Annotated in this window: 25 protein-coding genes; 17 read left to right on the forward strand and 8 right to left on the reverse strand. The window is 44.9% G+C overall.

The window, feature by feature from the left end; all coding sequences use genetic code 11:
- Nucleotides 1-240 precede the first annotated feature (240 nt).
- Nucleotides 241-414 (forward strand): hypothetical protein, encoded by a 174-nt coding sequence (locus ACVFI8_RS14735; protein WP_457871757.1) that lies wholly within the window; start codon nt 241-243, stop codon nt 412-414.
- A gap of 5 nt (nt 415-419) precedes the next feature.
- Nucleotides 420-1,214 (forward strand): TatD family hydrolase, encoded by a 795-nt coding sequence (locus ACVFI8_RS14740; RefSeq protein WP_457871758.1) that lies wholly within the window; start codon nt 420-422, stop codon nt 1,212-1,214.
- On the opposite strand, the gene ACVFI8_RS14745 is transcribed toward ACVFI8_RS14740, so the two are convergent.
- On the reverse strand, nt 1,190-2,626 hold the full coding sequence (locus ACVFI8_RS14745; protein WP_457871759.1) for a hypothetical protein: 1,437 nt from the start codon (nt 2,624-2,626) through the stop codon (nt 1,190-1,192). The genes ACVFI8_RS14740 and ACVFI8_RS14745 overlap by 25 nt on opposite strands.
- Before the next feature lie 496 nt (nt 2,627-3,122).
- Between ACVFI8_RS14745 and ACVFI8_RS14750 the strand changes: the two genes are divergently transcribed.
- The 5 genes from ACVFI8_RS14750 (at nt 3,123) to deoD (ending at nt 8,587) form a co-directional block, all read left to right on the forward strand.
- Nucleotides 3,123-4,361: a NupC/NupG family nucleoside CNT transporter gene (locus tag ACVFI8_RS14750; RefSeq protein ID WP_248712815.1), complete on the forward strand. Its 1,239-nt coding sequence runs from the start codon at nt 3,123-3,125 to the stop codon at nt 4,359-4,361.
- Between the two features lie 97 nt (nt 4,362-4,458).
- Nucleotides 4,459-5,235, forward strand: a complete 777-nt coding sequence (deoC, locus tag ACVFI8_RS14755) for a deoxyribose-phosphate aldolase (protein WP_248712814.1) — start codon at nt 4,459-4,461, stop codon at nt 5,233-5,235.
- A 25-nt stretch (nt 5,236-5,260) separates the two neighbouring features.
- Complete coding sequence (gene deoA, locus ACVFI8_RS14760; RefSeq protein ID WP_457871760.1) at nt 5,261-6,592, forward strand: thymidine phosphorylase; 1,332 nt, start codon at nt 5,261-5,263, stop codon at nt 6,590-6,592.
- A gap of 9 nt (nt 6,593-6,601) precedes the next feature.
- Complete coding sequence (locus tag ACVFI8_RS14765) at nt 6,602-7,822, forward strand: phosphopentomutase (protein ID WP_457871761.1); 1,221 nt, start codon at nt 6,602-6,604, stop codon at nt 7,820-7,822.
- Nucleotides 7,823-7,882: 60 nt separating this feature from the next.
- The gene (gene deoD / locus ACVFI8_RS14770) at nt 7,883-8,587 is read left to right on the forward strand and encodes a purine-nucleoside phosphorylase (protein ID WP_248712811.1); all 705 of its coding nucleotides are present in this window, start codon (nt 7,883-7,885) and stop codon (nt 8,585-8,587) included.
- Between the two features lie 4 nt (nt 8,588-8,591).
- On the opposite strand, the gene ACVFI8_RS14775 is transcribed toward deoD, so the two are convergent.
- The gene (locus ACVFI8_RS14775) at nt 8,592-9,266 is read right to left on the reverse strand and encodes a YtjB family periplasmic protein (RefSeq protein WP_248712810.1); all 675 of its coding nucleotides are present in this window, start codon (nt 9,264-9,266) and stop codon (nt 8,592-8,594) included.
- Nucleotides 9,267-9,370: 104 nt separating this feature from the next.
- Between ACVFI8_RS14775 and serB the strand changes: the two genes are divergently transcribed.
- Nucleotides 9,371-10,369, forward strand: coding sequence for a phosphoserine phosphatase SerB (serB, locus tag ACVFI8_RS14780; protein WP_457871762.1), 999 nt, complete (start codon nt 9,371-9,373; stop codon nt 10,367-10,369).
- Here the strand turns inward: serB and ACVFI8_RS14785 are convergent.
- Nucleotides 10,358-12,760 carry a PilZ domain-containing protein gene (locus ACVFI8_RS14785; protein WP_457871763.1) on the reverse strand — a complete coding sequence of 801 codons (2,403 nt, stop codon included), beginning with the start codon at nt 12,758-12,760 and terminating at the stop codon, nt 10,358-10,360. The genes serB and ACVFI8_RS14785 overlap by 12 nt on opposite strands.
- A 190-nt stretch (nt 12,761-12,950) precedes the next feature.
- Between ACVFI8_RS14785 and radA the strand changes: the two genes are divergently transcribed.
- Nucleotides 12,951-14,312, forward strand: coding sequence for a DNA repair protein RadA (gene radA, locus ACVFI8_RS14790; protein WP_457871764.1), 1,362 nt, complete (start codon nt 12,951-12,953; stop codon nt 14,310-14,312).
- Here radA and ACVFI8_RS14795 read toward each other — a convergent pair.
- Nucleotides 14,309-14,689 (reverse strand): PilZ domain-containing protein, encoded by a 381-nt coding sequence (locus tag ACVFI8_RS14795; RefSeq protein ID WP_248712806.1) that lies wholly within the window; start codon nt 14,687-14,689, stop codon nt 14,309-14,311. The two genes, radA and ACVFI8_RS14795, sit on opposite strands and share 4 nt — an antisense overlap.
- Before the next feature lie 329 nt (nt 14,690-15,018).
- Between ACVFI8_RS14795 and ACVFI8_RS14800 the strand changes: the two genes are divergently transcribed.
- The 6 genes from ACVFI8_RS14800 to rarD all read left to right on the forward strand — a co-directional run bounded on the left by ACVFI8_RS14800 (nt 15,019) and on the right by rarD (nt 20,119).
- Nucleotides 15,019-15,756: a type 1 glutamine amidotransferase gene (locus ACVFI8_RS14800; protein ID WP_457871765.1), complete on the forward strand. Its 738-nt coding sequence runs from the start codon at nt 15,019-15,021 to the stop codon at nt 15,754-15,756.
- Entirely contained in the window at nt 15,753-16,139 is a 387-nt protein-coding gene (locus ACVFI8_RS14805) for a hypothetical protein (protein ID WP_457871766.1), read from the forward strand. The genes ACVFI8_RS14800 and ACVFI8_RS14805 overlap by 4 nt, the downstream gene beginning before the upstream one ends.
- A 228-nt stretch (nt 16,140-16,367) precedes the next feature.
- Nucleotides 16,368-17,735 (forward strand): YjiH family protein, encoded by a 1,368-nt coding sequence (locus tag ACVFI8_RS14810; RefSeq protein WP_457871767.1) that lies wholly within the window; start codon nt 16,368-16,370, stop codon nt 17,733-17,735.
- A gap of 78 nt (nt 17,736-17,813) precedes the next feature.
- Nucleotides 17,814-18,461 (forward strand): HAD family hydrolase, encoded by a 648-nt coding sequence (locus tag ACVFI8_RS14815; protein WP_248712803.1) that lies wholly within the window; start codon nt 17,814-17,816, stop codon nt 18,459-18,461.
- A gap of 75 nt (nt 18,462-18,536) precedes the next feature.
- Nucleotides 18,537-19,115, forward strand: coding sequence for a DUF6933 domain-containing protein (locus tag ACVFI8_RS14820; protein WP_248712802.1), 579 nt, complete (start codon nt 18,537-18,539; stop codon nt 19,113-19,115).
- A 68-nt stretch (nt 19,116-19,183) separates the two neighbouring features.
- A complete protein-coding gene (gene rarD, locus ACVFI8_RS14825; RefSeq protein ID WP_457871768.1) occupies nt 19,184-20,119 on the forward strand; it encodes an EamA family transporter RarD in 936 nt (311 codons plus the stop codon).
- On the opposite strand, the gene ACVFI8_RS14830 is transcribed toward rarD, so the two are convergent.
- A complete protein-coding gene (locus ACVFI8_RS14830) occupies nt 20,112-21,071 on the reverse strand; it encodes an endonuclease/exonuclease/phosphatase family protein (protein ID WP_457871769.1) in 960 nt (319 codons plus the stop codon). The genes rarD and ACVFI8_RS14830 overlap by 8 nt on opposite strands.
- A gap of 287 nt (nt 21,072-21,358) precedes the next feature.
- Between ACVFI8_RS14830 and ACVFI8_RS14835 the strand changes: the two genes are divergently transcribed.
- A complete protein-coding gene (locus ACVFI8_RS14835) occupies nt 21,359-21,640 on the forward strand; it encodes a hypothetical protein (RefSeq protein ID WP_457871770.1) in 282 nt (93 codons plus the stop codon).
- 4 nt (nt 21,641-21,644) lie between these two features.
- Here the strand turns inward: ACVFI8_RS14835 and ACVFI8_RS14840 are convergent, their stop codons facing one another.
- Nucleotides 21,645-22,586 carry a helix-turn-helix transcriptional regulator gene (locus ACVFI8_RS14840; protein ID WP_248712798.1) on the reverse strand — a complete coding sequence of 314 codons (942 nt, stop codon included), beginning with the start codon at nt 22,584-22,586 and terminating at the stop codon, nt 21,645-21,647.
- Nucleotides 22,587-22,786: 200 nt separating this feature from the next.
- Here ACVFI8_RS14840 and ACVFI8_RS14845 point away from each other — a divergent pair, with 200 nt between their 5' ends.
- On the forward strand, nt 22,787-23,557 hold the full coding sequence (locus ACVFI8_RS14845; protein ID WP_457871771.1) for a YMGG-like glycine zipper-containing protein: 771 nt from the start codon (nt 22,787-22,789) through the stop codon (nt 23,555-23,557).
- Between the two features lie 58 nt (nt 23,558-23,615).
- Here ACVFI8_RS14845 and ACVFI8_RS14850 read toward each other — a convergent pair whose 3' ends face one another.
- Together ACVFI8_RS14850 and ACVFI8_RS14855 are read right to left on the reverse strand one after the other, a co-directional pair.
- Entirely contained in the window at nt 23,616-24,623 is a 1,008-nt protein-coding gene (locus ACVFI8_RS14850; RefSeq protein ID WP_457871772.1) for a GGDEF domain-containing protein, read from the reverse strand.
- Nucleotides 24,624-24,718: 95 nt separating this feature from the next.
- Nucleotides 24,719-25,648 (reverse strand): LysR substrate-binding domain-containing protein, encoded by a 930-nt coding sequence (locus tag ACVFI8_RS14855; protein ID WP_457871773.1) that lies wholly within the window; start codon nt 25,646-25,648, stop codon nt 24,719-24,721.
- Nucleotides 25,649-25,716 lie beyond the last annotated feature (68 nt).

The raw sequence follows: 25,716 nt of genomic DNA on the forward strand, positions 1-25,716 counted from the left end.
CTGGACTAGATTGCCTGACTCATTAAGTGTAGTCCGCGTCGCGTCATGAAATTATTTTATGTTAATCCCTGCAATCACTATAAAATAGAGTGATTGAGCTTTAGGGTAGGGCTAAGGATAAGTGAATTCAATATCGTTTCCCTAGTATTTCTCTGAATCAATAGCCGAATTAAGAGATATTACCTAGTTATGTGGGTAAAATTCGCATAAACGTTGTGTTAGCCAGCTTAAGGGAAGAATATGTTTGCAGGTATGCTCAAGTTTTTTCGAGATAAGTTAGCAGGTTACGACCATTGGCTAGCGATAAATGGGTTAGATAAGCCTTGTCGTAGCTGTATACCCCAAGAGCATGATAAAACTGTTCATGAAAAAGCTGTTCATGAAAAAACTGATCATGAAACAATAGGGCAATAGTTAATATGGCTTGGTTTGATACGCATTGCCATTTAGATTTCTTGCCGTTTAGTGACGAGCTGGCTAAAAACTTGACTGAGTTTGAGCTGCACGATATTCAGTTATGTATGGTGCCGGCAGTGGGTCCACAAAACTGGCAAACCGTTCTCTCCTTAGCTGAACATCCCATGCTCAAAGTGGGCTTAGGTTACCACCCGTGCTTTTTAGAACGGAGCGCATTATTGGGAAAGCCTGAGCAATTGCTACCGCAGCTAGATACGCTAGACCAGCTAGTTTACAAGCATCGGCAAACACTTAGCGCATGGGGAGAGTGCGGCTTAGATGGCCGTTTTCCTGAAACCCTCGCTCATCAAGAGTTTGCATTTGTTCAGCAAATTGTCGCCGCCAAAAAACATCGACTGCCTCTATTGGTGCACTCTGTTCGTTTGCACGACCGCCTTGCTCAGTTGATTAAACAGCAGCAATTTGATGTGGGGGGTATTATTCATGGTTTTAGTGGTAGCTATACGCAAGCCAGTCGGTTTGTCGATTTAGGCTTTAAGATTGGCGTGGGCGGCGGGATCACTTGGCCTCGCTCAGAAAAAACCCGTAAAGCATTGCGTCGCTTACCTATCGATGCTTTAGTTTTAGAGACTGATGCCCCCGATATGCCGCTATACCAAATGACAACAGAGCATAATACTCCGTTGCATTTGGCCGCTATTTTTCAGTGCTTGAGTGAGTTACGCAGTGAGTCACACGGTCAGTTAAAACACATGCTTTGGTCTAATAGCCTTCAAGTATTAAACTTAAGCACATGATCTTGGTTGACCGCCGCGACCGCGGCATTGACTAATTCGCTACCCGTCATTAGTTTTTGGCTAGCGCCTAACCGCATTGCAGGGCTTACGCCTTGTTGATCTGGAATCACGTAATTAAAAAGGGCTCGGTTGATTTCAAATAGTGCATCGACAGAACTGGCACTTTTCAGCTGCTTCGACATATTTTCTTGCAGATGTGTGAAGTAGTTTTGGCATGCTTCTGGTTGCGGCAATGAAATAGGTGCGGGGACTTGCTGAACAGAAGTAATACCGCAAAAAGCGCCAAAGTCTGCAGGAAACCAACGGTCGTTCCACCAACCGACTTTATTGCCGGTGGTCCCCATATCAGATTGGGTACGAGGGTGGCGGTATAGGTAAAAGATTTCAGCTCTTTGCTGTTTGATTTCGTCTACACAGCACATCAATGCCGCACCTCGAATACTGCTTTCATGCTCAATATAATGATGAAAATTTTCACTATGTTGGGTAAAACCCGAGAGCAGTTGAAAGTGTGCATAAGCACAAACCGAGGGTTGCAATAGTTTGGTTCCCCGCAAGTTTACTGTAGGCCCATAGTGTAAATCTTCAAAATGATAGCGGTTTAATGTGAGTTGATAACGTCGCTTTAGCGCTTCTACGATTGGGCTTTCGGTCAGCGAGGGGAGCAACGTTGAGGCTTTTTGCTGGTAATAAGCATTGTCGTTCAGTTCAAGCTGAGTTTGATTGTGGCTATGAAGTAATACGTAACCCGAGTTCACTTCGGTAGAGCATAAGGTCCAAATTTTCTTTTGTTCAGAAAATGCATGTATCTGACTTTCGGTATGAATCGCAATAAAACTACCGTTTAAGCTTTTTTGTTCTTGCTGGCGAGTATAAAAGCGTAAGCAATGAAATAGTCTTTGTAGTAATTGATAATAAATTTTGGGTGCAATACTTAGCTGCTGCATTATTTTCTGCGGGCTATGCCCCAAGCTTAAACTATTGAATAATGTAGCTAATTGCTCCTCTCCTTTGATACTGACCTGAGTAAAAACTGACTCACATTGCCGACATTGATAACGTTGGCTATTGGCACCTGTTTTACCATAGCGCTTAACGCCAACACTAGGGCCGAGGAAGAAGCCGGGTTCGCAATTACCGCATCCGCAGGGCGCTTTGCTGAGGTATTGCTTAGCACGCTCGTCAATAATGCGATTAACGCTTTCACTGTCTACCAAAGGGGGATAGCTGCCACAGGCTTTGCAATGCAGGGCGGGGTAACCCAGTTGGAAGCTTTCAGCCAAATAATCAGCGCTTTCGACTAAACCAAAATTCTGGCAGCGACAGTTTTTACAACAATTGTAATGCAGCCTGAAGTGTAGGGCTGCAGAGTCTTGCACTGCTTTTGCAGCTTTCAGTTTACTACTTGGCACACAGAAGTCCTTTCAACACTTTTGGTTATTATCTTGTTGTTGCATAGTTATTAACAATAATCTGGTGACTTTCATCACAAATTTTAACCGGTTTAATACCTACACTGCCCATCGTTAACTGATTGAGTTAAAAACAAGCAGCCTCTTTTACCTCTATTTTAAAAAGTAAAAGTACTGAGCCGTTCAGTCAGTTTGTCATTACTTTGTCATCTTAGGCAATTAGTGAATACTTATCAACATATTGGGTTATTAAGCGATGGGAATGCTTATGTAAGTCATTTTGGTTTGATCTGGCTATCATTTTGGGGCAGAAGCCACGGTATGATTGCCGACGAAAATATTGCCACGTTTGGTTTTTTAAATGAGATTGTCTCAATTAGCTACGAAGCGTGAATAAATACTATATTAAATGTTGTGCTAGCTCATCGAAACATCTCGAGATCGAGCAACGCGATGTTGATTCAACTGAAAGATAACTAAACAATTAGGGACATGTATGAACAGTACAGTAATGAGCTTAGTGGGTGTGATTGCGCTACTTGGCGTTGCATTTTTGCTCTCCGACAATAAGAAAAAAATTAATAAGCGCACTGTGTTTGGTGCGTTTGCTATCCAAGCTGGCTTTGGTGCTTTTGTATTGTACCTTCCATTTGGTCAAGATGTACTTGCTGCGGTATCTGGCGGCGTGCAAGCGGTTATTGATAGTGCACAAGCGGGCATTAACTTCTTATTTGGTGGTTTAGGCACCGACGCCATGTTTGGCAACGGTGTCGGCTTTGTATTCGCAATCCGCGTATTGCCTATCATTGTATTCTTCTCTTCATTAATCGCAGTGCTGTACTACTTGGGCATTATGCAGAAGATTATTTTGGTCATTGGCGGCGCACTACAAAAAGCCTTAGGCACGAGTCGCCCTGAGTCTATGTCTGCAACGGCAAATATTTTTGTTGGTCAAACAGAAGCGCCAATTGTCGTTAAGCCGTTCATTCCAAAAATGAGTGAATCTGAATTGTTCGCCATTATGGTTGGTGGTTTAGCTTCAGTAGCAGGTTCAGTACTAGCAGGCTACGCCGGTTTAGGTGTAGAGCTTAAGTATTTGATTGCGGCTTCTTTCATGGCCGCCCCCGGCGGATTGTTGATGGCTAAGATCATCAAGCCTGAAACCGCTGCTTCAGAGCAAGATATGGAAGCCACTTTAGCCGAAGAAGAACGCCCTGCAAACGTCATTGATGCAGCAGCATCAGGTGCGTCAACGGGTTTACACTTAGCCTTAAACGTAGGTGCAATGTTATTAGCCTTTATTGGTTTAATTGCCTTGCTTAACGGTATGGTGGGTGGCATTGGTGGTTGGTTTGGTGTTGATAACCTGACGATTGAGCTTATCCTAGGCTACATTTTCGCGCCGGTTGCTTGGATTATTGGTGTGCCATGGGCTGAAGCGGTTCAGGCAGGTAGCTTTATTGGTCAAAAACTGGTGGTAAACGAATTTGTCGCTTACATCAACTTTGTCGAGATTCGTGAAACCTTATCAGAGCATACTCAAGTGATTATCACCTTTGCGCTATGTGGTTTTGCTAACCTTTCATCAATCGCTATTTTACTCGGTGGTTTGGGTAGCATGGCTCCCACCCGCCGCAGCGACATTGCTCGTTTAGGCCTTAAAGCAGTTGCTGCTGCTTCATTGGCTAACTTAATGAGTGCTGCACTTGCAGGTTTCTTTTTCAGTCTGCTATAGCTAGTAGGGCTTCTTGGTAAATTGCCAAGAAGCCGTTATCAGCCTTGTCTATTACTCGTCTAGTAATAGCTTATATCTTAAATTTTGAGGAATAGTTATGTCTCAGTCTATAAACGCTGTTGCGCGTCAGGCCCTTTCGTTGATGGACCTTACCACCCTAAATGATGACGATACGCGTGAAAGTGTCGCGGCATTATGTGCTCAAGCTAAGTCGGCTCAAGGACAAGTGGCTGCAATATGTATATACCCTCGATTCATCCCGTTTGCGCGTAAAGTATTAGCGGAACACGGCGCAAGCGATGTAAAAATAGCTACAGTGACTAACTTCCCATTGGGTGAAGATGACGTGGCCTTAGCGGTTGCCGAAACCAAGGCTGCAGTCGCTTACGGTGCTGATGAAGTAGATGTGGTCTTCCCATGGCGGGCGCTAATCGCGGGTAATGAGCAAGTAGGCTTTGATTTAGTTCAACAATGTAAAGCCGCTTGTGGCGATGCCATCAAGTTAAAAGTCATTATTGAAAGTGGCGAGCTTAAAACGTCAGCATTGATCGCTAAAGCCAGTGAGTTGGCGATTAAAGCCGGTGCAGACTTTATTAAAACGTCTACCGGAAAAGTACCGGTAAACGCAACCCCTGAAGCGGCAGAAATCATGTTAAATGCGATTGCTGAGTTTAACCCTGACTGTGGCTTTAAAGCTGCCGGCGGAGTGAAAAGTGCCGAACAAGCGAAAATTTATCTCGATATTGCCACTAAAGCACTGGGTGATGAATGGCTGAGCGAAGCGCACTTCCGTTTTGGCGCCTCAAGTTTGTTAGCTGCATTACAAGCAACAATTTCTGGCGATGAAAATGCTCAAGCAGGCGCTGGTTATTAAGGTTAGTCCCGTTTAAGGAATGCTTATGTTGTTACCTCAAGAAATAATTCGACGTAAACGAGATGGCCAAGTGCTATCTCTGGCAGAAATCCAATTCATCGTTGACGGTATTACCAATGGTCAACTGAGTGACAGCCAAATAGGCGCTTTTGCTATGGCGGTCTATTTCAACAGTATGAATGCGAGTGAAGCTACAGCTCTTACTTGTGCGATGCGTGATTCCGGCCAAGTACTCAATTGGGAACACCTCAACTTGCCAGGTCCAGTAGTCGATAAACACTCTACTGGCGGTGTAGGGGATTTAACGTCATTAATCTTGGGGCCAATGGTTGCAGCCTGCGGTGGACATGTGCCGATGATTTCGGGGCGGGGCTTAGGCCACACCGGCGGAACCTTAGACAAACTGGAAGCTATTCCTGGATATTCAATCAGTCCAAGTTCACAGCAATTTGAAACGATCGTCAAAGAGGTTGGCATTGCCATTATTGGGCAAACTGGCGAATTAGCCCCTGCCGATAAGCGTCTTTATGGGATCCGAGATGTAACCGCGACCGTAGAATCTATCCCACTGATTACTGGGTCGATTCTTAGTAAAAAGTTGGCTTCTGGCCTTCAAGCCTTAGTGATGGACGTTAAAGTCGGCAGTGGAGCCTTTATGCCTGATTATGCTCAGTCTAAAGCCCTTGCTGACAGTATTGTTGAAGTGAGTAACGCGGCGGGTGTTAAATGTTGCGCCTTGCTGACCGATATGAACCAACCTTTAGCACCTAGTGCTGGTAATGCGGTAGAAATAGCCGAGACTTTGAGGTACTTAAAAGGGGATACCTCGGCGCATCGTTTGCATCAAGTCACTACTGCGTTAGCAGCAGAAATGCTGTTATCGAGCGGCTTAGCAGAGAGCCAACAACAAGCCGAACAAAAGCTTGCCGACAGTATTAGCTCGGGAGCGGCTTTAGAGCGTTTTGCCAAAATGGTGAGCGCCTTAGGCGGCCCAAATGACTTTGTTGAGCGTAGCGAACACTATTTACCGCAAGCAAAAGTGATTAGGCCTGTAATGGCCAAGCATAGCGGTATGGTGAAACAACTGGATTGCCGAGAGCTAGGTATGGCGGTAGTCGGCTTAGGTGGCGGCAGAAGTGTGCCAGGAGCGGCGATAGATCACAGCGTGGGCATTACTGAACTCGTAGAGTTAGGGGCTGTGGTTGACCAAGGGCAAAACTTATTGATGCTGCACGCCGATGACGAAAATGCTTGGCAAGCGGCAGCAAAACAAATTCAGCAGGCCATCAATCTTGATGACCCTAGCGCAGAGCTGGCCGATGTAAATCCTGTTTATCAGCGGATTGGCCCGCAGTAAGGAGTTCCTATGAAACGTGCAATTATTTTAATGCTAGATTCTTTTGGTATTGGCGCTAGCGATGATGCCGAAAAATTTGGTGACCAAGGTGCCAACACCATGCTGCATATTGCTGAGCAATGTGCCCAAGGTAAAGCAGATATAGGCCGTGCAGGTCCTTTGCATATTCCTAACCTTAATCGCTTAGGATTAGGAAAAGCCTGTGGCGAAAGTGGTGGGGTTTTTCCGCCAGGTTTAGATGCTGACGTTACGCCAACCGGCCATTATGGCTATGCCGCCGAGATGTCTAGCGGTAAAGATACACCCAGTGGTCACTGGGAAATCGCCGGGGTACCGGTATTGTTTGAGTGGGGGTATTTTAGTGAGCCAGAAAACAGTTTCCCGCAGAGTTTGCTTGATGAATTAGTGGAGCGTGCGGGACTACCCGGTTACTTAGGTAACTGTCATGCCTCTGGCACTGAAGTATTAGAGCGCCTAGGTGAAGAGCACATGGCTAGCGGTAAGCCGATATTTTACACCTCTGCTGATAGTGTGTTTCAGATTGCCGCTCATGAAGAAACCTTTGGCTTAGAGCGTCTGCTGAAACTGTGTGAATTAGCCCGTGAACTGGTTGATCCTTACAACATTGGCCGAGTGATTGCGCGGCCGTTTTTAGGTAATAATGCAAGCGAATTTGCTCGTACTGGTAATCGTCGCGACTTATCGGTATTGCCGCCGGCTCCCACCTTATTAGACCGTATGGCTGAGTCGGGTGGTGAAGTGGTTAGTATTGGTAAAATTGCCGATATTTACGCTCAGCAAGGGATTACTCGTAAAGTAAAAGCGACCGGCCTTGAGGGCTTGTTTGATTTAACCTTGAGTGAGATGGCACGGCAGGTAGACAACAGTATCATTTTTACCAACTTTGTCGATTTTGATTCTTCCTATGGTCACCGCCGCGATGTCGCTGGCTACGCTGCAGCGCTTGAATATTTTGATCAGCGCTTACCTGAACTGTTAGCGCAGTTGAGTGATGACGACATTGTTATTCTTACTGCCGATCACGGTTGTGATCCTACTTGGCCTGGCAGCGATCATACCCGTGAACATATTCCGGTTATTTTCTATGGCAAAAATTTGGGCGCTAAAAATGTCGGCAAGCGTGATACTTTTGCTGACATTGGCCAAACCATTGCAGATTACATGAGATTGCCTGCCTTAGAATATGGCAGCAGCTTTTTACAAAAATAATACCGAAAGTGGTAAGCCAATGGCTTACTGCTCTCACACTAACTTTTATTAGGAGACTATATGGCTACCCCTCATATCAACGCTAATCCAGGTGATTTCGCAGAAACGGTATTAATGCCAGGCGATCCGCTACGGGCAAAACACATCGCTGAAACCTTCTTAGAAGATGTGGTTGAAGTTACAGGTGTACGTAACATGCTTGGTTATACCGGCACTTACAAAGGTAAACGAGTATCGGTAATGGGCTCAGGCATGGGCATTCCAAGCTGTTCTATCTACGCCCATGAGCTTTACACCCAATACGGTGTAGAAAATATCATTCGTGTAGGCAGTGCTGGTGCTGTGAGCAATGATATTAAGTTGCGTGACGTAGTGATCGCTATGGGCGCCTGTACTGATTCTAAAGTAAACCGTAGCCGTTTTAACGGCCATGACTTTGCCGCTATTGCCAACTATGAGCTGTTGCGTGCCGCAGTAGATAGCGCTAAAGCGCAAGGTATTGATGCCAAAGTAGGTAACATTTTTTCAGCTGATTTGTTCTATTCACCTGAGCCTGAAATGTTTGATGTAATGGAAAAACACAATGTTTACGCAGTAGAAATGGAAGCGGCAGGCCTGTATGGGGTAGCCGCTGAGTGCGGTAAAGCGGCTTTATGTGTAGTGACTATTTCAGATCATATTCGCAGTGGTGAGCAAACTACTGCTGAAGAGCGTCAAACCACCTTCAATGAGATGATCACCCTAACCCTTGAGTCTCTGCTTTAATTTTTCACTGATTGCTTCTAGCGGCGATGTCCGCTAGAAGTTTATTTGCTTGCTTGGTTTTCTTTCGTCGCGCCCTAGCGTTAATGTTGAACAGGGTCGCTAAATGGCGTTTTCGCGACAATACCCTCGTTAACAAAAATCCAATGCTAATCGACATTAAAAACATAATCATGATCTTAGATTGACCGCGAGTGATGTAAGTATTTGCTTCGGCAAGTAAGGCTGTGTGTTCAAGGGTTATTCGTAAATACCCTAAGTTGTCGCCGTTTTCTCCCCGTATTTCGGCAATATAAGGTCGCCTGCCTAATCCTTCTAAGGGAGTATGGCTATTTCCGGCCAGCGGCAAAATTTGAGAAAGTGGCAAGGCCAGTTGTGAAGCGGCTAGGCGTAAACCTTGATGGTTATATATGGTAGCATCTTTAACAAAGTGCTCTTTAACTAAGGCGTTGACTAATTCAGTGAGGTCATCTTGGTTGTTTTCGCCAATATAACCGGCAGCGTTTAGGGCTGCGAGTGAAGTCAGTGAACGGGCCAGTTTTTCTGTTTGGTTTTCTATTAACTGTTCACCACTGTGTTTTAAGTCAACGTAGTAATAAAGTACCCAAACACAACACGCAATAGCTAACAGCAATTGGGTAAATTGGATAATTCGATAGCGTCTAACAGCTGATTTGGCCACAGTAACCTCTTTTTTATGCCTAAAGCCATTGTAGGTGCTTGCCAAACCAAAAAGCAATACGCTATCTTGATGCGCTGCAATTTTGTTACTAATAAGGAATTAGTTTGCAATCACCACATCTTCTAGACAGCTTGCCGCAGTCATTAACTCAATGGTCTGTGGCATTAAAGCAATTCCCTTATCAAGTTTGCCCAAATCAAGGTTTGCTTGAAACGGATGAGTCACTCTCTGGCGCCTATATATTGGTGTGGGCAAAGGATTTGCTCATTCCCGATTTCGCGGTTCTTCGCCCTTTGTTTGAAGAGTCTATGTCTTTGCATTTATGCGGCGTTATGCCCGAAGCGGGCAACATTTGCGTATTGTTGCGCAGTGAAGCCGATACTCAGTGGTGTAAACAGAAACTTAAAGACCTTGAACTGAGCTTTGACTTAGTGGTGTTGGATGCTTTACCAGACTTAAGTCAGCCGGGTGTGGTATTGATGGATATGGACTCAACCACCATTCAAATTGAGTGTATCGATGAAATCGCGGCATTGGCTGGAGTCGGTGAGCAGGTGAGCGCGGTAACCGCCGCTGCAATGCGCGGTGAATTAGATTTTGAACAAAGTCTACGTAGCAGAGTGGCCTTATTAGAAGACGCGCCAGAGAGTATTCTTAAGCAGGTGGCTGATAGTATGCCCTTAATGCCGGGTTTGGAGTGCTTAATTAAAACTGTGCATCAAGCTGGCTGGAAAGTTGCCATTGCTTCTGGCGGTTTTACCTATTTTGCAGAACGTTTACAGCAAGATTTAGGCTTTGATTTCGTACAGGCAAACTTATTAGAGATCACCAACAAAAAGTTGACCGGACAAGTACTGGGTGATGTCGTTGATGCGCAAGCAAAAGCAGATATCTTAGCTCAACTTAAACAGCAGTACTCGGTGAGTCAAACAATGGCCATTGGCGACGGCGCCAATGACTTGAAGATGTTAGCTGCTGCTGATTTTGGGGTTGCTATCCATGCTAAACCGCTAGTTCAACAGCAAGCCCAGCTAGCGATTAAACACAGTGATTTAGATGGGGTTGTCTGTATTTTGCAAGCCGCTAAATTGCTAACTCGATAAACTAAGTTCTTGCTCTGATGTAACGCTCAAATTAAAGCGTTGCATCAGTTCTTCGGTGACATCGGTCACTTCAATAACGCCTGCAACACTCCACAGCTCATCTTCTAATTGTTTGGCCCTATGTATTGCATAGTGGCTGATGTAATCAAGCTCACGCTGGATATATTCGGTGTCTGGGCGGCCAACTCTGGATAGTTGTAATGAAAAACAATGAACCAAGCCTCGCCCTAAACTTAAATTAACAAATTCCCGTAATTGGCTGGGAGAGCTAAAGCTTTCGGCGTTGCGCACCGAAACGAGTTTGTCTTTTCGCTTGTGAATGACGGCGATAATTTCAATTTTTTCTGGGTTATCGCTTGGCGCATGGCTGCGAAGTTGGGTGGCCAAGAACGAGGCTAAATTATCACTGGCTAATAACTGGCTAAGGTCAGCCTTATGGGTACTGGTGTCGATATTAAATAGTTCGTCAGCACTATGGCCTAATGAGCCATAAGCAATACAACCTACATCTAAGCTACCCGGTACCTTATTGATGAACATGGCTCTACAAAACAGCGGTGCGCACACAATTTGCCGTAAGGCGTCAGATAACCCCGCAACTATTTTTCCTTCAGGAACGGTTGCCAATTTGTTCAGGTTATTGTCGATTAACTGTGTGAAAAAGCGGCTCCCTTGGTGCGTTTGCCCTTTTTGCTCAAGCGCTTTTAAATTATAAATGGTATGGCTGACATTACAGTTGGTGACCACATATTTTAAGTTAACTAACTCAAAGTTTTTGGCGATTTTTTGAAATTGTGGCAGCGCTAAACTGACGGTATCACCGGTTTCATAACTTAGTGGTGCTTCAACTTCTATCTTCATCCCGCTCACTGAGAAATCACTCGTCCAAGCGGCTTCTTTACTCCCTTCGAGCTCTACTTCTACTAAAGAACGATATTGATAACGCATCTCTTTACGAAGCTGTAAGTACTTATAGTTTACCTGCTCAAAGGGCGGAATAGCTTGCTTGCTTTGATTAAACAATGCCAACTTATTAGGGTTGCCTGTCAGTGGGTAATGATGCTGGTAGGTCTGGTCTACATACTGACTGGTAATATCACTGAGCAAGCCAACCATCGCTAAATTTTCGAGCGCTTTGGATACGCGTTCAAGTGAAATTTTAGAATCTTTTTTGGGTAGCGGTGAACTGACCTCTGCATCACTGGCTTGTGCGGTTTGCCACTGAAACTTAAATATTTTCCAGCTGGGTTTACGGCTGCCAAAGGCAAAATAGAGTTCTTTTAATTCAGGGTGTTCGGCCAGTTCTTCTGAACTGGCAGAATAGAAAAACAGCTTATTATTCGCGGTATGAGTAAAGCAATAAATCAGACTTTCACCCTGGGAGGTCGCTTGGTAACGCATCATTCGTGGTGGGTGGAATAGCTGCGAAAGGTGGCTGTTGTTGTTCTCATCTCGCCAATAAGACAGGGCATCCAAATTATTCTGAGTGGCTAGGGCATAACAGAGTTGAGCGGGTAACTCGCCGGAAAAATACAAAGGAATACTGCTGAGTCGCGGCATCAGGTATTGTTCATACCCTTTGGTGATCACTGCGGCTGTAATGTTATCCACATCAACCCGGTAGCGGCCTCGGTAGGAGTTCAAAAAGGTAGCAAAGAAGCTATTAAACTCTTCACTTGGGTCAACCACGATCATACGTACCCATTGCTGGTCATCTTTTTGGTCAATACCTACGACTTGATATTCGCAACCCGCACTAAGGATGCGATTGACGAATTCTTTCTCTAACCCTGTGAAATAGATAAAGTAATGCTCACCTGGAGTAAATACTCGCTGTCGATCAACTTTAGCGCGCAAGCCAGAAACCGACATATTTGAGGTTCTCGCATCAAACAGCACCCCATCAACACCGGCCATTTTTAATGGCGCGGTTAAATGCATTCTCTCTTCACTACGTCCAATGTAATGACCTAAACGCACGGCACGGGCAATAATGCTTTTTTGGCGGCGAGCAGCGGCTTGTTGGGGGCTAACATTGTTCTTCTGCATCACCTTTAAGTTGTTCTCAGTGGTTTGCAGCTTCTCGTAAATACCTAGGGTGTATTGGTCTCGATATAGTTTAAGTTGTTGTTTAAATACCTTAATCGCAACGGCATCTAAAAAATGGCTGATACCTTGATAGTGAAATTCTTGGCAGTCGCCGTCTACCTTACCACGCAAGTCTATTAAACGTTGGCAGGGGGCCGACAGGCGGTTCATCTCCATTTTTAATAAAAAACGTTCGTTGTTGGATAGATCCTGAGTGGCACGACTAAACACCTGGTTAAAGTCGCTGCTTCCCATTACCGGTAATAAACGTTCAATTATCGCGTTGTGCTTGGTATCTGGCATGCCGTTAGTATTGTTCCTAACTGTGTTGTTTTTCTGTCAAATCTTTGGCTTAGTCATTAGACTAAGCAAAGTTTGTGCCCTTAGCTTGAGCTAAGGCGAGTGTTTTGAATACTATTTTAGCACTGGAAGCGTTGGTTCTTTGAAGTATGCAACAAAGTTCAGCTGATCCGGTCGCTAGCGTGGAGCGAAAATGGCAAAAGTGAAAACGGCTTATGTTTGTAATGATTGTGGAGCCGATTTTCCGCGTTGGCAAGGGCAATGCGGCGAGTGTAAAGCTTGGAATACTGTTAGCGAAGTGCGCTTAAGTGCTGCGCCCGCACGGAATGACCGTTTTAGCGGTTATGCCGGCACCAATGTGGGTAAAGTGCAAACCTTAGACAGTATTGATCTTGCCGAGTTACCTCGATTTTCTACCGGTTTTAAAGAATTTGACCGGGTGCTTGGTGGTGGGGTCGTGCCGGGAAGCGCCATTTTAATTGGTGGTAGCCCTGGAGCGGGTAAAAGTACCTTGCTACTGCAAACCATGTGTGGTCTGGCCCAAACCATGGACACGTTGTATGTCACTGGTGAAGAATCTTTACAGCAAATAGCGCTGCGTGCACAGCGTTTGGGCTTACCCAAAGACAAGCTTAAGCTGCTCGCCGAAACCAGTGTTGAACAAATTGGCCAAGTCGCGTTGGAAGTTAAACCCAAAATGATGGTGATAGACTCGATTCAGGTAATGCATATGGCGGATATTCAATCAGCCCCTGGTGGGGTAAGCCAAGTGCGTGAAAGTGCCGCATGGTTAACCCGTTTTGCCAAGCAGCACAATATCGCGATGTTTATGGTGGGCCATGTGACTAAAGATGGATCATTGGCTGGTCCTAAAGTTCTCGAACACTGCATTGATTGCTCTATCATGTTAGAAGGTGATGCCGATGGGCGCTTTCGTACCTTGCGTGGAAACAAAAACCGTTTTGGTGCGATTAACGAATTGGGTGTCTTTGCCATGACAGAGCAAGGTATGCGTGAAGTGTCCAACCCTTCAGCTATCTTCTTATCAAGAGGCCAAGAAGCGGCGCCTGGCTCGGTGGTAATGGTTGTGTGGGAAGGTACTCGCCCGCTCTTAGTGGAGATACAAGCCTTGGTCGATTACAGTCAAATGGCTAACCCGCGACGGATTGCGGTTGGTTTAGAGCAAAATCGCTTGGCGATGCTGCTGGCGGTGATGCATCGCCATGCCGGTGTGCAGATGTCTGATCAAGACGTGTTTACCAACGTCGTGGGCGGTGTACGGGTGGCTGAGACGGGCGCCGACTTAGCCTTGCTGGTTGCGATGATCTCGAGTTTTCGCAATCAAATATTACCGCAAGAATTAGTGGTATTTGGTGAAGTGGGTTTATCGGGAGAGATTCGCCCAGTGAGCAATGGTCAAGAGCGCTTAAATGAAGCCGCTAAACACGGCTTTAAACGTGCTATTGTCCCCTTAGGCAATCGGCCTAAGCAGCCAATTGCTGGGTTAGAGGTCATCGCCGTGGGTAAACTGGCTGAAGCCTTAGAGGCGGTTTAATCTGCTTCTTGCTGCTGGTCTACCAAGTGCTCTAATTCTCGATGTAATAAGCCATCGTCACCTAGATTTAGCTCAATTAAGCGTTTCAGATGGCTAACGCTCTCAATATCAATATGAATACAACGTAAGCCGAGCTGATCGTTACGCACGTGCTTAACTTCCACATCCATAGTGATGCTCAATTCTTCTACAGCAACATCGCTCAAACTAAAGCTTAAGGTGAGTTGCGTCAATTCCGCATCCCAGTCATTAGGCAGCGTAACTAGTGCACCTTGCAAGGATAAATCCAACAACTGGCATGACCATGACTGCTCCCCATGGTTTAGGTAGGCGGGGCGGTCAAAGAGTACTCGCAAAAATTGCCGACGCTCATGCATACAGGTTTCCTATTTGTCTTTTAATCTAAGTGTAAGCCTAGCTTAAATAGGCTTTATTTGCAGCTAGCACTTTATTGTTTGCGGCTCGGCGTCAGCAATTTTTACTCAGTATGTGATGCTAATTCGACTATCCTCGATAGGGGACATAAGGGACCGGAATTCGGCGCGGCTGCAGATATTGCTATATTAAGTTAGCCTATCGGTTAGCGGCCATTTGTAGTTTCCTTTATCTCAAATCACTCTAAACAAGGCGCTAAGCAATTGACGTAGCATTTGCCTATGCTTATTTGAGTTGCAGTGCTAAATAATCACGATATGAAGAATTCACTATGACCAAGACACGCAATCAACTATCTATTTTATTGATTCAGATCCGCGATGATGTAGATACGCGCATTGAAGAGCTGGCGAGCTTTAGTCATTTTTGTGGTTTACCCGTAGAGCAATTCACGGTGCTCAACGTATTTGATACACCTCATTGTGAAAATTTCGCCGTGGAGGATTTTGATGCAGTACTGGTGGGAGGCTCTAGTGAGGCGAGCGTTCTGCAGCCAGAGCGTTACCCCTTTGTGCTCGATATCCAAGAATTACTGCTACGCTGCATTGAGAAAAAAATAGCGACTTTCGCATCTTGCTTTGGTTTTCAATTAGCGGTTTTGGCCTTAGGAGGAGAGATCCATCATCAGCAGCAAGGCTTTGAGATGGGAACTTTGCCAATAAAGTTAAGCGGTTCAGCGGCTAGTGATCGTTTATTTACGGATTTACCTAACCCTTTTATGGCGGTGTCGGTCCATCGTGATAGTGCTTGGCAAGTTCCTGATAGCTGCCTAGCCTTGGCCTATACTGAGCAATGCGTACACGCTTTTAAACATAGTAAGGCGCCATTTTGGGCAAGCCAGTTTCATCCAGAGGTCAATCGAAGTATTTTGGTGCAGCGCTTAACTCAATTTAGTCGGCACTATACCAAGGGTTCTCAGCACTTACAGCAGCTACTGGCTGCTGTTGAAGAAACACCGCATAGTAATGCTTTGTTAGCCAAGTTTATTGATAGGGTGGTACTTAAATGAATGTTGGCCTAAGGCCTTGGTTGCTTTTGTTAGCCGCCAGTTTGTTGATGGCGGCGAAACCAAATCTTGGGGCTTTTCGCTCTCCACAAATATGCCAAGCGGCTATTGCCAGCTTACAAGGAGTGAAAGCAAACCAAGTAAAGCTCTACCGTAATCTTAAAGAGGGCTGGCAATTTAGTTTGGATCACCTCGGTAAAACCGATAGCTATTTTTGCCAATTACAAGCCGACACGGTGCTTTGGCGGCGGTCTCAAGATAGCCGTTGGCAACACAGTCCCAGTATTCGCTATCAATTTAATAGCAGTGCTAGGCAATTGTTTATTCGTCACTATTTAGGCGAAGCACAGCTTGCTGAATTTAGTTTTCGTAGCAATGACTTTTAACTTTTATTAACGGCATGGCTTATCATTGACCATTTTAGTCAGATGATAGCCTTAGCTTCTTATTTTTAGTTTAAAATTTTTGTTTTTGTGTTTTGTGTAGTTTAAAAATCTTGATTGGCTGTTCATTTGCTTGTATTCTTTCGCGAAAATTTATTCACCTTTAATGAATACAATCCACAGTTATCTTGATTAGAGTGATTTTCTATGCGTGATGCGGAGTCGGCACAGATGCCAAATACCAGCCAATTAAAGCCCCAAAAACATGCTAGCGCGTGGAAGTTCGTATTACCGTCTTTATTAGGCATTTTCCTTTTCATGTTGCCGTTACCCTATGATGGCTCTTACACCATTCCGGTGGCTATTTTAGCTAAATCCCTCGTGGCCGCCTTGGGCGATAGCGCTCTGTGGATACTGGTTGGCTTAATTAGTATTAGCGCAGTCATGTCAAGTTATGTGCTATTCGCTAAGCCCCGCTGGTTAGGCAAAAATGCTTTGCTTACTTCGTTATTTCAAGTGTCTAAAGCTTGGTATGCAGTGAGAATGTTGGGCTGGTTGTTGGTAGTGGTATGTGCCTTTGAACTGGGTCCTGAAGCCCTTTGGTCGGGGGATACCGGCGGCCTGATATTGGGCGATTTATTACCAACCTTACTGAGCGTGTTTATTTTTGCCGGTTTGTTACTGCCTTTATTGCTGAATTTTGGTTTACTTGAGTTTGTGGGAACGTTAATGAGTAAAGTGATGCGTCCAGTATTTGGTTTACCGGGGCGCAGCGCTGTTGACTCTATGGCATCATGGCTAGGCGATGGCAGCGTAGGTGTATTACTAACCAGTAAACAATACGAAGAGAAGCATTATACTCAGCGAGAAGGGGTAGTGATAGCGACAACATTTTCAGCGGTATCCATCACCTTTAGCTTGGTCGTCTTAGCTCAAGTAAACTTAGAACATATGTTTGCGCCATTTTATTTAACGGTGTGTGTAGCCGGTTTTGCTGCAGCCATTATTGTGCCCCGCTTACCGCCCTTGTCTCGCTTTAAAGATCAATTTATCGACGGCAGTGAACGGGATAAAGACGAAGCAGTGATCCCTAGTGGTTACAACAGTGTTACTTGGGGTTGGCAGCTTGCCTTGCAACAAGCGAGTCGAGCCAGTCATCCCAAGCTGTTGGTTAAGCAGGGCATTCACAATGTATTAGACATGGTGTTAGGTGTATTACCGGTGATTATGGCGGTAGGCACTGTGGCGCTAGTGGTAGCAGAATATACACCTGTATTTAGTTTGTTGGGTAAGCCGTTTATTCCTCTGCTGGAGTTACTGCAACTTCCTGAAGCCGCCAAAGCCTCAGAAACTCTAGTGGTCGGTTTTGCGGATATGTTTATCCCTTCGATTTTGGCCGCGTCCATTGAGGCTGACATTACTCGCTTTGTTATTGCAGCGGTATCGGTAACGCAATTGATTTACTTGTCTGAAGTGGGGGCGTTAATCATGGGCAGCCAGTTACCGGTTAAACTTTGGCAGCTGTTTGCTATTTTTCTGATTCGCACTTTGGTGACCTTGCCGATTATTACGTTAATGGCGCATCTCTTTTTTAGTTAATTAGGCTTGCTTTACCGGTGAGTAAAGTGAGTGTTTTTTGGTGCTAAAGTCGCCAAATTTTTTAGTACCGGAGAATAAATGACTTATCACGCTGCCGTGTTTGATATGGATGGACTGTTACTGGACAGTGAACGCGTATCATATGACACCTTTGCTGAGACTTGTGCTGAGCTTGGCATTGAATTTAAAGAGCAGGTTTATTTGGGAATAATCGGTACCAATGCTGGACAGATAAAACGAATTTTGTGCGCTGGCTATGGTGATGATTTCCCTTATGATGAAGTTAGGGCGTGTTGGTTGGAAAAGTATCACGCTATTACTATGCATCAAGCGCTACCGATCAAAGATGGGGTTGTAGAGTTACTGGCTTGGCTAAAAAGTCAGTCGATACCATTGGCCGTAGCGACGTCTTCAGGCAGGCCTGCAGCCGAAGCCAAATTACAGCATGCAGGCTTAAGCCAATATTTTGATAGTGTCTCAACGGGTTGCGAAGTTAGTCATAGTAAGCCCCACCCAGAAATATTTTTAATGGCCGCCAGTGCGTTAGATACACAACCACAGCATTGCTTAGCGTTTGAAGATTCTGACAATGGCGTGCGGGCGGCGGTGGCAGCTGGCATGCGGGTTTACCAAATTCCTGATCTTATACCGCCTAGCCCTCAGTTAAAGCAGCTTGGCCATCAAATTCGTCACTCCTTGGCGGACGTTTTAAGTGAATTAAGCTAATAGCGTTTTTTTGACGCTAAGTGCTGGCATTGTTTTTGCTCATTGAAGATTATTAGAATCAGCAATGAGCAAATTATGATTGAACTTCAAATCAGTAACGATGTACAAGCCTGCTTGCCGCGTGAGTTACCTTCTTTAGAAAACGCCTCAGTTCGCCACAGCTGGAGCGCCCATGCCTTTGCTGTTGGCCGCCATGAATGTTTAGCGGTTATTGAGCGCGCCAGCGGTTACGTTATGTTGTTCTTCAATCTTAGCCAAGACGATTACCAACACTTCGCGCGGGTTTGGCAACTGCGTGTTCTTACTGAAGCGATTGCTGTCGCCGATTTACAAGATGAGGAGATTGATGCCCTCAAGCAAAATATGCTAGCGGATTTTCAGAATGTCCTGGTCACTGACGGGGTTAATCACCCAGTTGCGCCTCAGTTAGCAAAAGTAAAAGCCTTGGTATTGGCCATGGCCAAACGCGAAGCAAAAATACCTCAGCAACAAATGGATGAATTTCGTTGGGGGGTCATCTTGAACGATTACGCTCAGCGTCAAGCTGGCCTGAGCCCCTATCAAAAAATGCAGCAGCAATGGCAAGCAATGGCGGCATCGGCGCAATGTCGTCAATTAGCAGCAAAGCCTGCTACTAAAATGGTCATACACTAGGCTAAAGTTGTTCAAATAACTTGCGGCCAAGTTTTATTTGCTGCTTAATCAGTTCTTTAAGCGAATGATTGAGCAGTAAATTGGCCTTATCTTCATCTCATCAAACTCAGTTTTACCTGGGCTTATTTAGCTCTGTGGCAGCCTCTTGCATGTTTGCTTTTCTGCCTTGGTATATTCATCAATTTCCTTTAGACCAAAACAGCGGTAATTGGCTGGCAGCGCAGCGCATAGTATGGAGTTGTCTGTTGATGCTGGTGGGGCTGCTATTGATGAAACAGCTGCCATTAGTGTTGAGCCAATTGAGTAAAGTAACAGCTTGGCCGCGATTGATACTGGCATCAGTACTGGTAGGTTTGCAGTTTTGGTTATTTATTTGGGCTCCAGCTAATGGTCAAACTCTTCCTGTAGCCTTAGGCTATTTTTCTTTACCTTTGGTATTGGTATTAGTAGGGCGATTTGTTTACAAAGAGCGGCTCAGTCGCTTGCAATGGAGTGCTGTGAGCATTGCCGGTGTGGGTGTTGCTTACGCCTATTTAAAGGCTGATGGTTTGTCTTGGGTGGTATTGCTGGTGGCTTTTGGTTACCCCTTATATTTTATGTTACGCCGTAAGTATCCTTTGCCTAGCCACATAGCCTTTACTATCGATAATTTGTTGTTATTACCTTTGGCTGTGCTTTATTTATTTTTTAGTGACGGTGTCAGCCCAGAACAAAGCCAAATGGTCACTTTTTATCATCACTTCCCCTGGTTATATTATTTTGGGTTGGGTCTTGCTGGCACCATCCCCATGTTGTTGTTTTTATTTGCAGCTAATCGCTTGCCAATGAGTTTGTTTGGTCTAATGGGCTATTTAGAGCCTATCTTAGTATTCAGTGTCGGCTGGCTGTTGGGCGAGCGTTTGTCAGCTGAACAATGGCCAACCTATTTGCTCATCGTTGTTGCCCTAATGCTGTTGGCTATTGATGGGGTCAGACAAGGGTTTAGGCGGCGTAGGCCTAGTTAAAGTTTAGGCTGACGGTTACTGGACGGTGATCACCGCCAACGGAGGCGAGTACCTTTGCCTGGGTGAAGGTAAACGTTTGGGATGCTAAGACGTGATCAATTCTAGCACCGTGCCATGAGGTGTATTTAGTGTAATTAATACTGCTACCCACCAAATCAATAGCGTTATTTAGACCTGCTAAATGGCGCTGATAAAGGTTTTCTTGGGTGGTCATATTGAAATCACCCGCAGCGACAAAAGAGATTTGCTGCTTAGCCCACGAGGCAATTAAGGATGCTTGCATGTTGCGAGCAAAGTGCAAATTCGCAAACTCTTCTGCTTCAACACTGCGATGAAGCAGTGCGTTAATGGTAGGCCTTGGCGTGTCCATATGGATATTGGCTATGCTCAGTGTTTTATTGCCAATTTGGGTATGATAGAACACCGCAAATTTACCCCAGCCGCCGAAGGTTTCTCTAGAAAGGCTGCCTTGATGTTCAAGAGGTGTTTTACTGACCGTGCATAAGTGGTCACAATGGCTATACCAGGAATCGTCAAAGACTTGCTCAACCCGTTCGGGTTTAGATTCCTGCATGAAAACAATATCGGGTTGTATCTCTTCGACCAATAAGCGAATCTTTTCAGAACTCGCACCATTGCCGTTATTTAACGACAGTATAGTGAGCTGGCCAACTTGTTGATTGGGCAGCTGTAATTGTAGATCTTGAAATTGAACAAAAATAACGCTGGTTAAGGCCCAAACCAGATATTGCCATTTAACCATCTGAGCTAACAACACTGTGGGAGCCAAAATGACCAATAAGGCCCACCAGCGAGGTGAGAACAGCATTAAGTAACTTAAGGATATGCCCCAAGTAGTATCGGGTAAATATTCTAAGGCTACAATTAGCGCGGCCAACAGTATGCTAGCTAATGAAACTAGCGTAGAGCTTGTTCTTAAAAGTGTATTCATTAAGTTACTGGAGCTTTCCCTGATCAATATAGGAGCAATGCATTTATGGCGAGCGCAACTGTCACAATATAGCAAACCGATGCCGTTTAGGTGTAATTAAAAACGCTTGTTGGTCGCCCCACTAATAACGTAAACAATTGCGAACAGTGTATATGCCGGTTTTTTGCGCTTATTGGGGGATTTGTTAAAAACTAAGTTGCTTTCATATCTTATCTAGGCAAGGATCTAGAGCGTAAATTGAACTCGACATAGAGTTCTTAAGCGATAGAAAAACCAAGGTGGCTATTTTGTTCCAACTGTTGTTGATATTGTTCGGCTCGGTGGCACTGTATTACTACAGACGGGATAGTAATGAGCGGGTTTGGTTACGTTTACCTACTTTCGAAGACTACCTGCGTAACAGTCTGCAACAAGCTGAAAATGGCGCCCAACATGCTTGTATCTATTGTCATAGCGATCAAACTTGGGAATACGGTTTAGCCAGTTTAATGGATTATCGTCGAGAGTGTGTTTGTTTAGGTTGCGGCCATCGGCTTTGGCGTAAAGAGCAACAAAGCTTGCCTCTCTAATCACTCAATCATCTCTTAGAATATTTAACAGTACCGGTGAGTTGAGTAAAGCCAAACGTTCGATTCGGCAGCTTATAAACTGATAACGCTTCCCCTGATGTTTTATCCCTAGCTCAATATTATCACTGGGCGGACCCAGCGCTTCTAAGGTATGAGGAATGCTCTCCAGCATCACATGTGCAATGTCTCGGCGAACGCGCATGCCAAATTGGGCTAATGAAGGGTCATTGGCGATAGCTTTAAATAGGTGCTGATAAATCTGGTTGATAGCTTGTATCCTGCCAGCATAAACAGAGTAAATATATAAACCGGCTGGCTCACTAGGTAACGCCAGCATCTCTGGTTTTACGTCTGTTTCATCTATTTCGCAGTGCAGTAATTGCTCAAAGTATTTTGGCTTAACCCTTAATGCATAGCTGTGCCCAGCCAGTTGCCCAAAGTAGAAGTAATAGCTAACTAATGAACTCTCGGTATTTTGCAGTTGTTGTAAGTACTGTGGGTCCCATTGCTCGCAACCAAAAGACAAATTGGCAATATAATGGCTAAGGTGTTGGCAGCTACGATCGGCCAGTTCATCAGGTGGGCATACTTGTTGGTAGCGTAGATCTTGTTGCGGCAGGTAGGGGTGTGCCCCTAGATAGTGTTTAAACTTAGCGCGAGCCACTAATAACTTATTCATCGCATCAATGGACGGTAAGTTCTTTGAGTGAAACTCAGCAGCAGTGATAATTTGGTAGGGCTCATCACCAAAATAACGAATGATTTCAAGCTGCCGATTTAAACTAGGTTCTACTTTACCACGCTCCCAGCGGCTAACCGCTAGTGGGTCTAAATCGCCAAACTCAGGGCTAAACGCAGTTAATACTTGGCACAACTGTTCCTGAGTTAAATCTGCTTTTTTACGCTGCTGCTGAATGTAATCGGATATATTTTTATAGTTGGTCATTAGATGTTAGCAAAGTATTGTTCCTATTGATTTTATCTTAGCAGAACTTTTGTTCTCTCCCCATCTTGCTACGCCCATATACCTGTTGTTGGTAGCCCTAGGCATTCGCGGCATAAAACTTTTTACGGCGTGCCCTGATGTTTATTTGAGCAATTGATTATCTTTATCTCATCAAGTATTTCAATTAGCGAGAGAGATTAATGCATAAACTAGGTAGCTCTATCAGTATCATTTTGTTAGCCGGCACAGTATTAGTTGGTTGCGCCTCAACCGATGATGAAGCGAATTCGAATCAAGGAATGAAAACGGGTGCAATAGGTGGAGCTCTAGTGGGCTTGGTGATGGGGGCTGTAACCGGTGAAGCTGATCTTGCTGTTAAAGGTGCCGCAGTGGGGGCTGCCGCAGGGGGGGTTAGTGGAGCGATGCGCGATTACGAAAACCAACAAGAAAATCGCCGTACAGACACGACCGCACAGGCAATCAGCCAGCCAAATACGGTTATTTTGAATGGTGATAGCAATAGCAAGCAAAGTGATCATCTTAACAAATTGTTAGGGCATTGGCAGGTAAGCATTTGGGCTATTAAGCCTGACGGTAGCACTATTGAAGCGGAAGGTTTAGCGAGTGGAAAAATGTTACAAAGTGATACCGCTACCATCGAATTAGACCAACTACACATGGCGGGACAGCCGCTTGAACTGCAAGCTAGCACCTCCATTAGTTATAGCGAGCAACAAGGCCATCAACTTAGAGTTAATGCTTCATCTTTAGATAATGAACAGCTGTATGCTGGTGAATATCAGGCGGGCATGAATCGATTTAGTTACTATCCTTTAAGTCAGGTTAAAAACAATAATATGCGTATGGAGTTACGTGTGGTTAGCCCACAGCTCTGGTTAGTGGAAACGTACGCCCAGCAAGGTAATGAAGAAAAGATGATTCAGTCTTACCGTTTCAGTAAAGCTGGGTAAGCGGCTGACTGAATAAGGTCCATTAGAGCAATGGGCCTTAGCTTGTTTACTGTCGGTTTCACGTCTCTATGCTGGTAAACTGCACCGGCCAAGTTTGCCGGCGGCCGGCTTGTTTGGCTTGGTATAAACCTAGATCGGCTCGCTGTATCCAATCATCTATGCTTTCATCATCTTTTATGCAAGATATACCAGCACTAAAGCTTATGCTGAGTTGCAGTGGTGCTTCACGCTGCGAGATCGCCTCAACCAGCTTTTCACTGGCTTGATAAGCCATATCAAAGTCTGCGTCGTGCAATAAAATCAGAAACTCTTCACCGCCATAACGAAAAACGCGGTCGTTACCCCGAGTGTTATTTTGCAAGAAATGGGAGAACCATACCAAGATTTGGTCGCCTGCATGATGCCCATGCTGATCATTGATGAGTTTAAAGTGGTCTAAGTCCAATAAAATGAGGGTGGCTTTAATACTACTACGTTTGTGTTGTTGTTTGGCTTTTTGCAGCTCGTCAAATAAGGCGCGGCGGTTGTAACAGCGGGTTAAGGAGTCTTTGAAGGCGAGTTCTTTAAGTTCGTTGTTTTGCTTCACTAATACTCTGGCTAAGCCCCAAGCAAAAATGTGTGAAGCCACTACGCCAAGGCTAAAACGGATCCCTTGATGGATCCCAAGATGTAAGGTGCCTAGGATAATGGCGACAAGGCTAACCAATAATACTAAGCGTTCAGCAACTTTTAGAGGCAGGTGAATAAAACAAGCCAAAATTAGCGCTGGTACAAAAAACTCCCCATGCATGCTGTCCTGAGTAAGGGCCAATAATACAGGAGGGATGGCTAACAACAAAAACCAAGCATCTGCCACTTTGTAGCCCTGAGAGTTTGGCTTGGTAAAAAGAAGAAATAAGGACACCAGAATAGCCAATGCACAAGGCAGAATACTCAATCCATACCAAAAAATGCCATCAACTAAGTGGTGAATTGAAAAATAGGCACTAGGAATGAAACCCGCTAAGTGCATCACTAAGCTCATTTTTCTTTCTGTAAATTCTGCTGGAGACCAGTCAGACACCATAGAGTTGAACCTTTGCCAAACAATCTAATTGATGAGGAGGACAGCTAGCCTTATGTTATTAAAAGTAAACTCATTTTGCCTGTCCCGTCAAATAATTAGTGATGATGGTTTTTTGCTCGCACCCGTCGTGTCCCTTCTAGATGTTCTAAGGCTTGGTGTAAAACCAATTGGATAAAGGCTTGCAGGGCCAAGCAAGTATGTCGGTTTTTAGTATATGCAGCATACATTGGCCTCCATAGTGGTCGTTCAAATGAGCGTAGTTGTACAAACTGTTGCCTTGCATAGTGCTCTACGGCCCAATAAGGCATAGCTGCTACCCCCATACCCGCTGCCACCATTTGCAATAACATGGCAGGGTTGTCGGCATGTTTCCATTGCTGAACTTGGATCTTGGCTGGCTGCAAAATATGCTGATATAAGTCGAGGCGTTGTAAGGCTATGGGGTAACTAATGATGGTTTCTGATTTTAGATCCAATGCCTGAATACTGGCTTGTTTACTGAAGTGATGTTTAGGTGGAAAAATGAGTACCATTTCATATTCAAACAAGGCTTTATAATGGATTTGCTCCTCTATCTTCACGCTAGATGTAAGCAGTAAATCAGTCTCTCCTTGCTGTAGTAAGGGCAGTCCGTTGTAGTCTTTATCTTGGCAAAAGTGACTACTTATTTCAGGCCATGCTTGCTGAAATTGTTGCAAGCTGGGTAATAACCATTGAAAACAAGCATGGCAATCTACGCTTATATTGAGTCGACTCTGTTGCTGATGAGGTTGCAATAATTGCTGTTCGGCTTTTTCTATTAGCGGTAAAACATGTTCCGCTAACTTGAGTAATTGACAACCTTGTTGGGTTAGCTGCAAGGGGTGCTGTTTTCTGACAACCAATGTCGCGCCAACCCGTTGTTCCAGGTCTTTTAGTTGATGAGACAAGGCTGAATCGGTAATGAATAATTTGGCTGCAGCGGATTTTAACGAAGGACCACCAGCCAGAGCTTGTATGCTACGTAGGTGTTTCAATTCGAGCATCGTTATTTACCCTTGGCATTTTGTTAAATGTGATATCAGAGCTTAGATAGCGAGCCATAGCTTGTATA

This window comes from Agarivorans sp. MS3-6 (genome assembly GCF_054112545.1).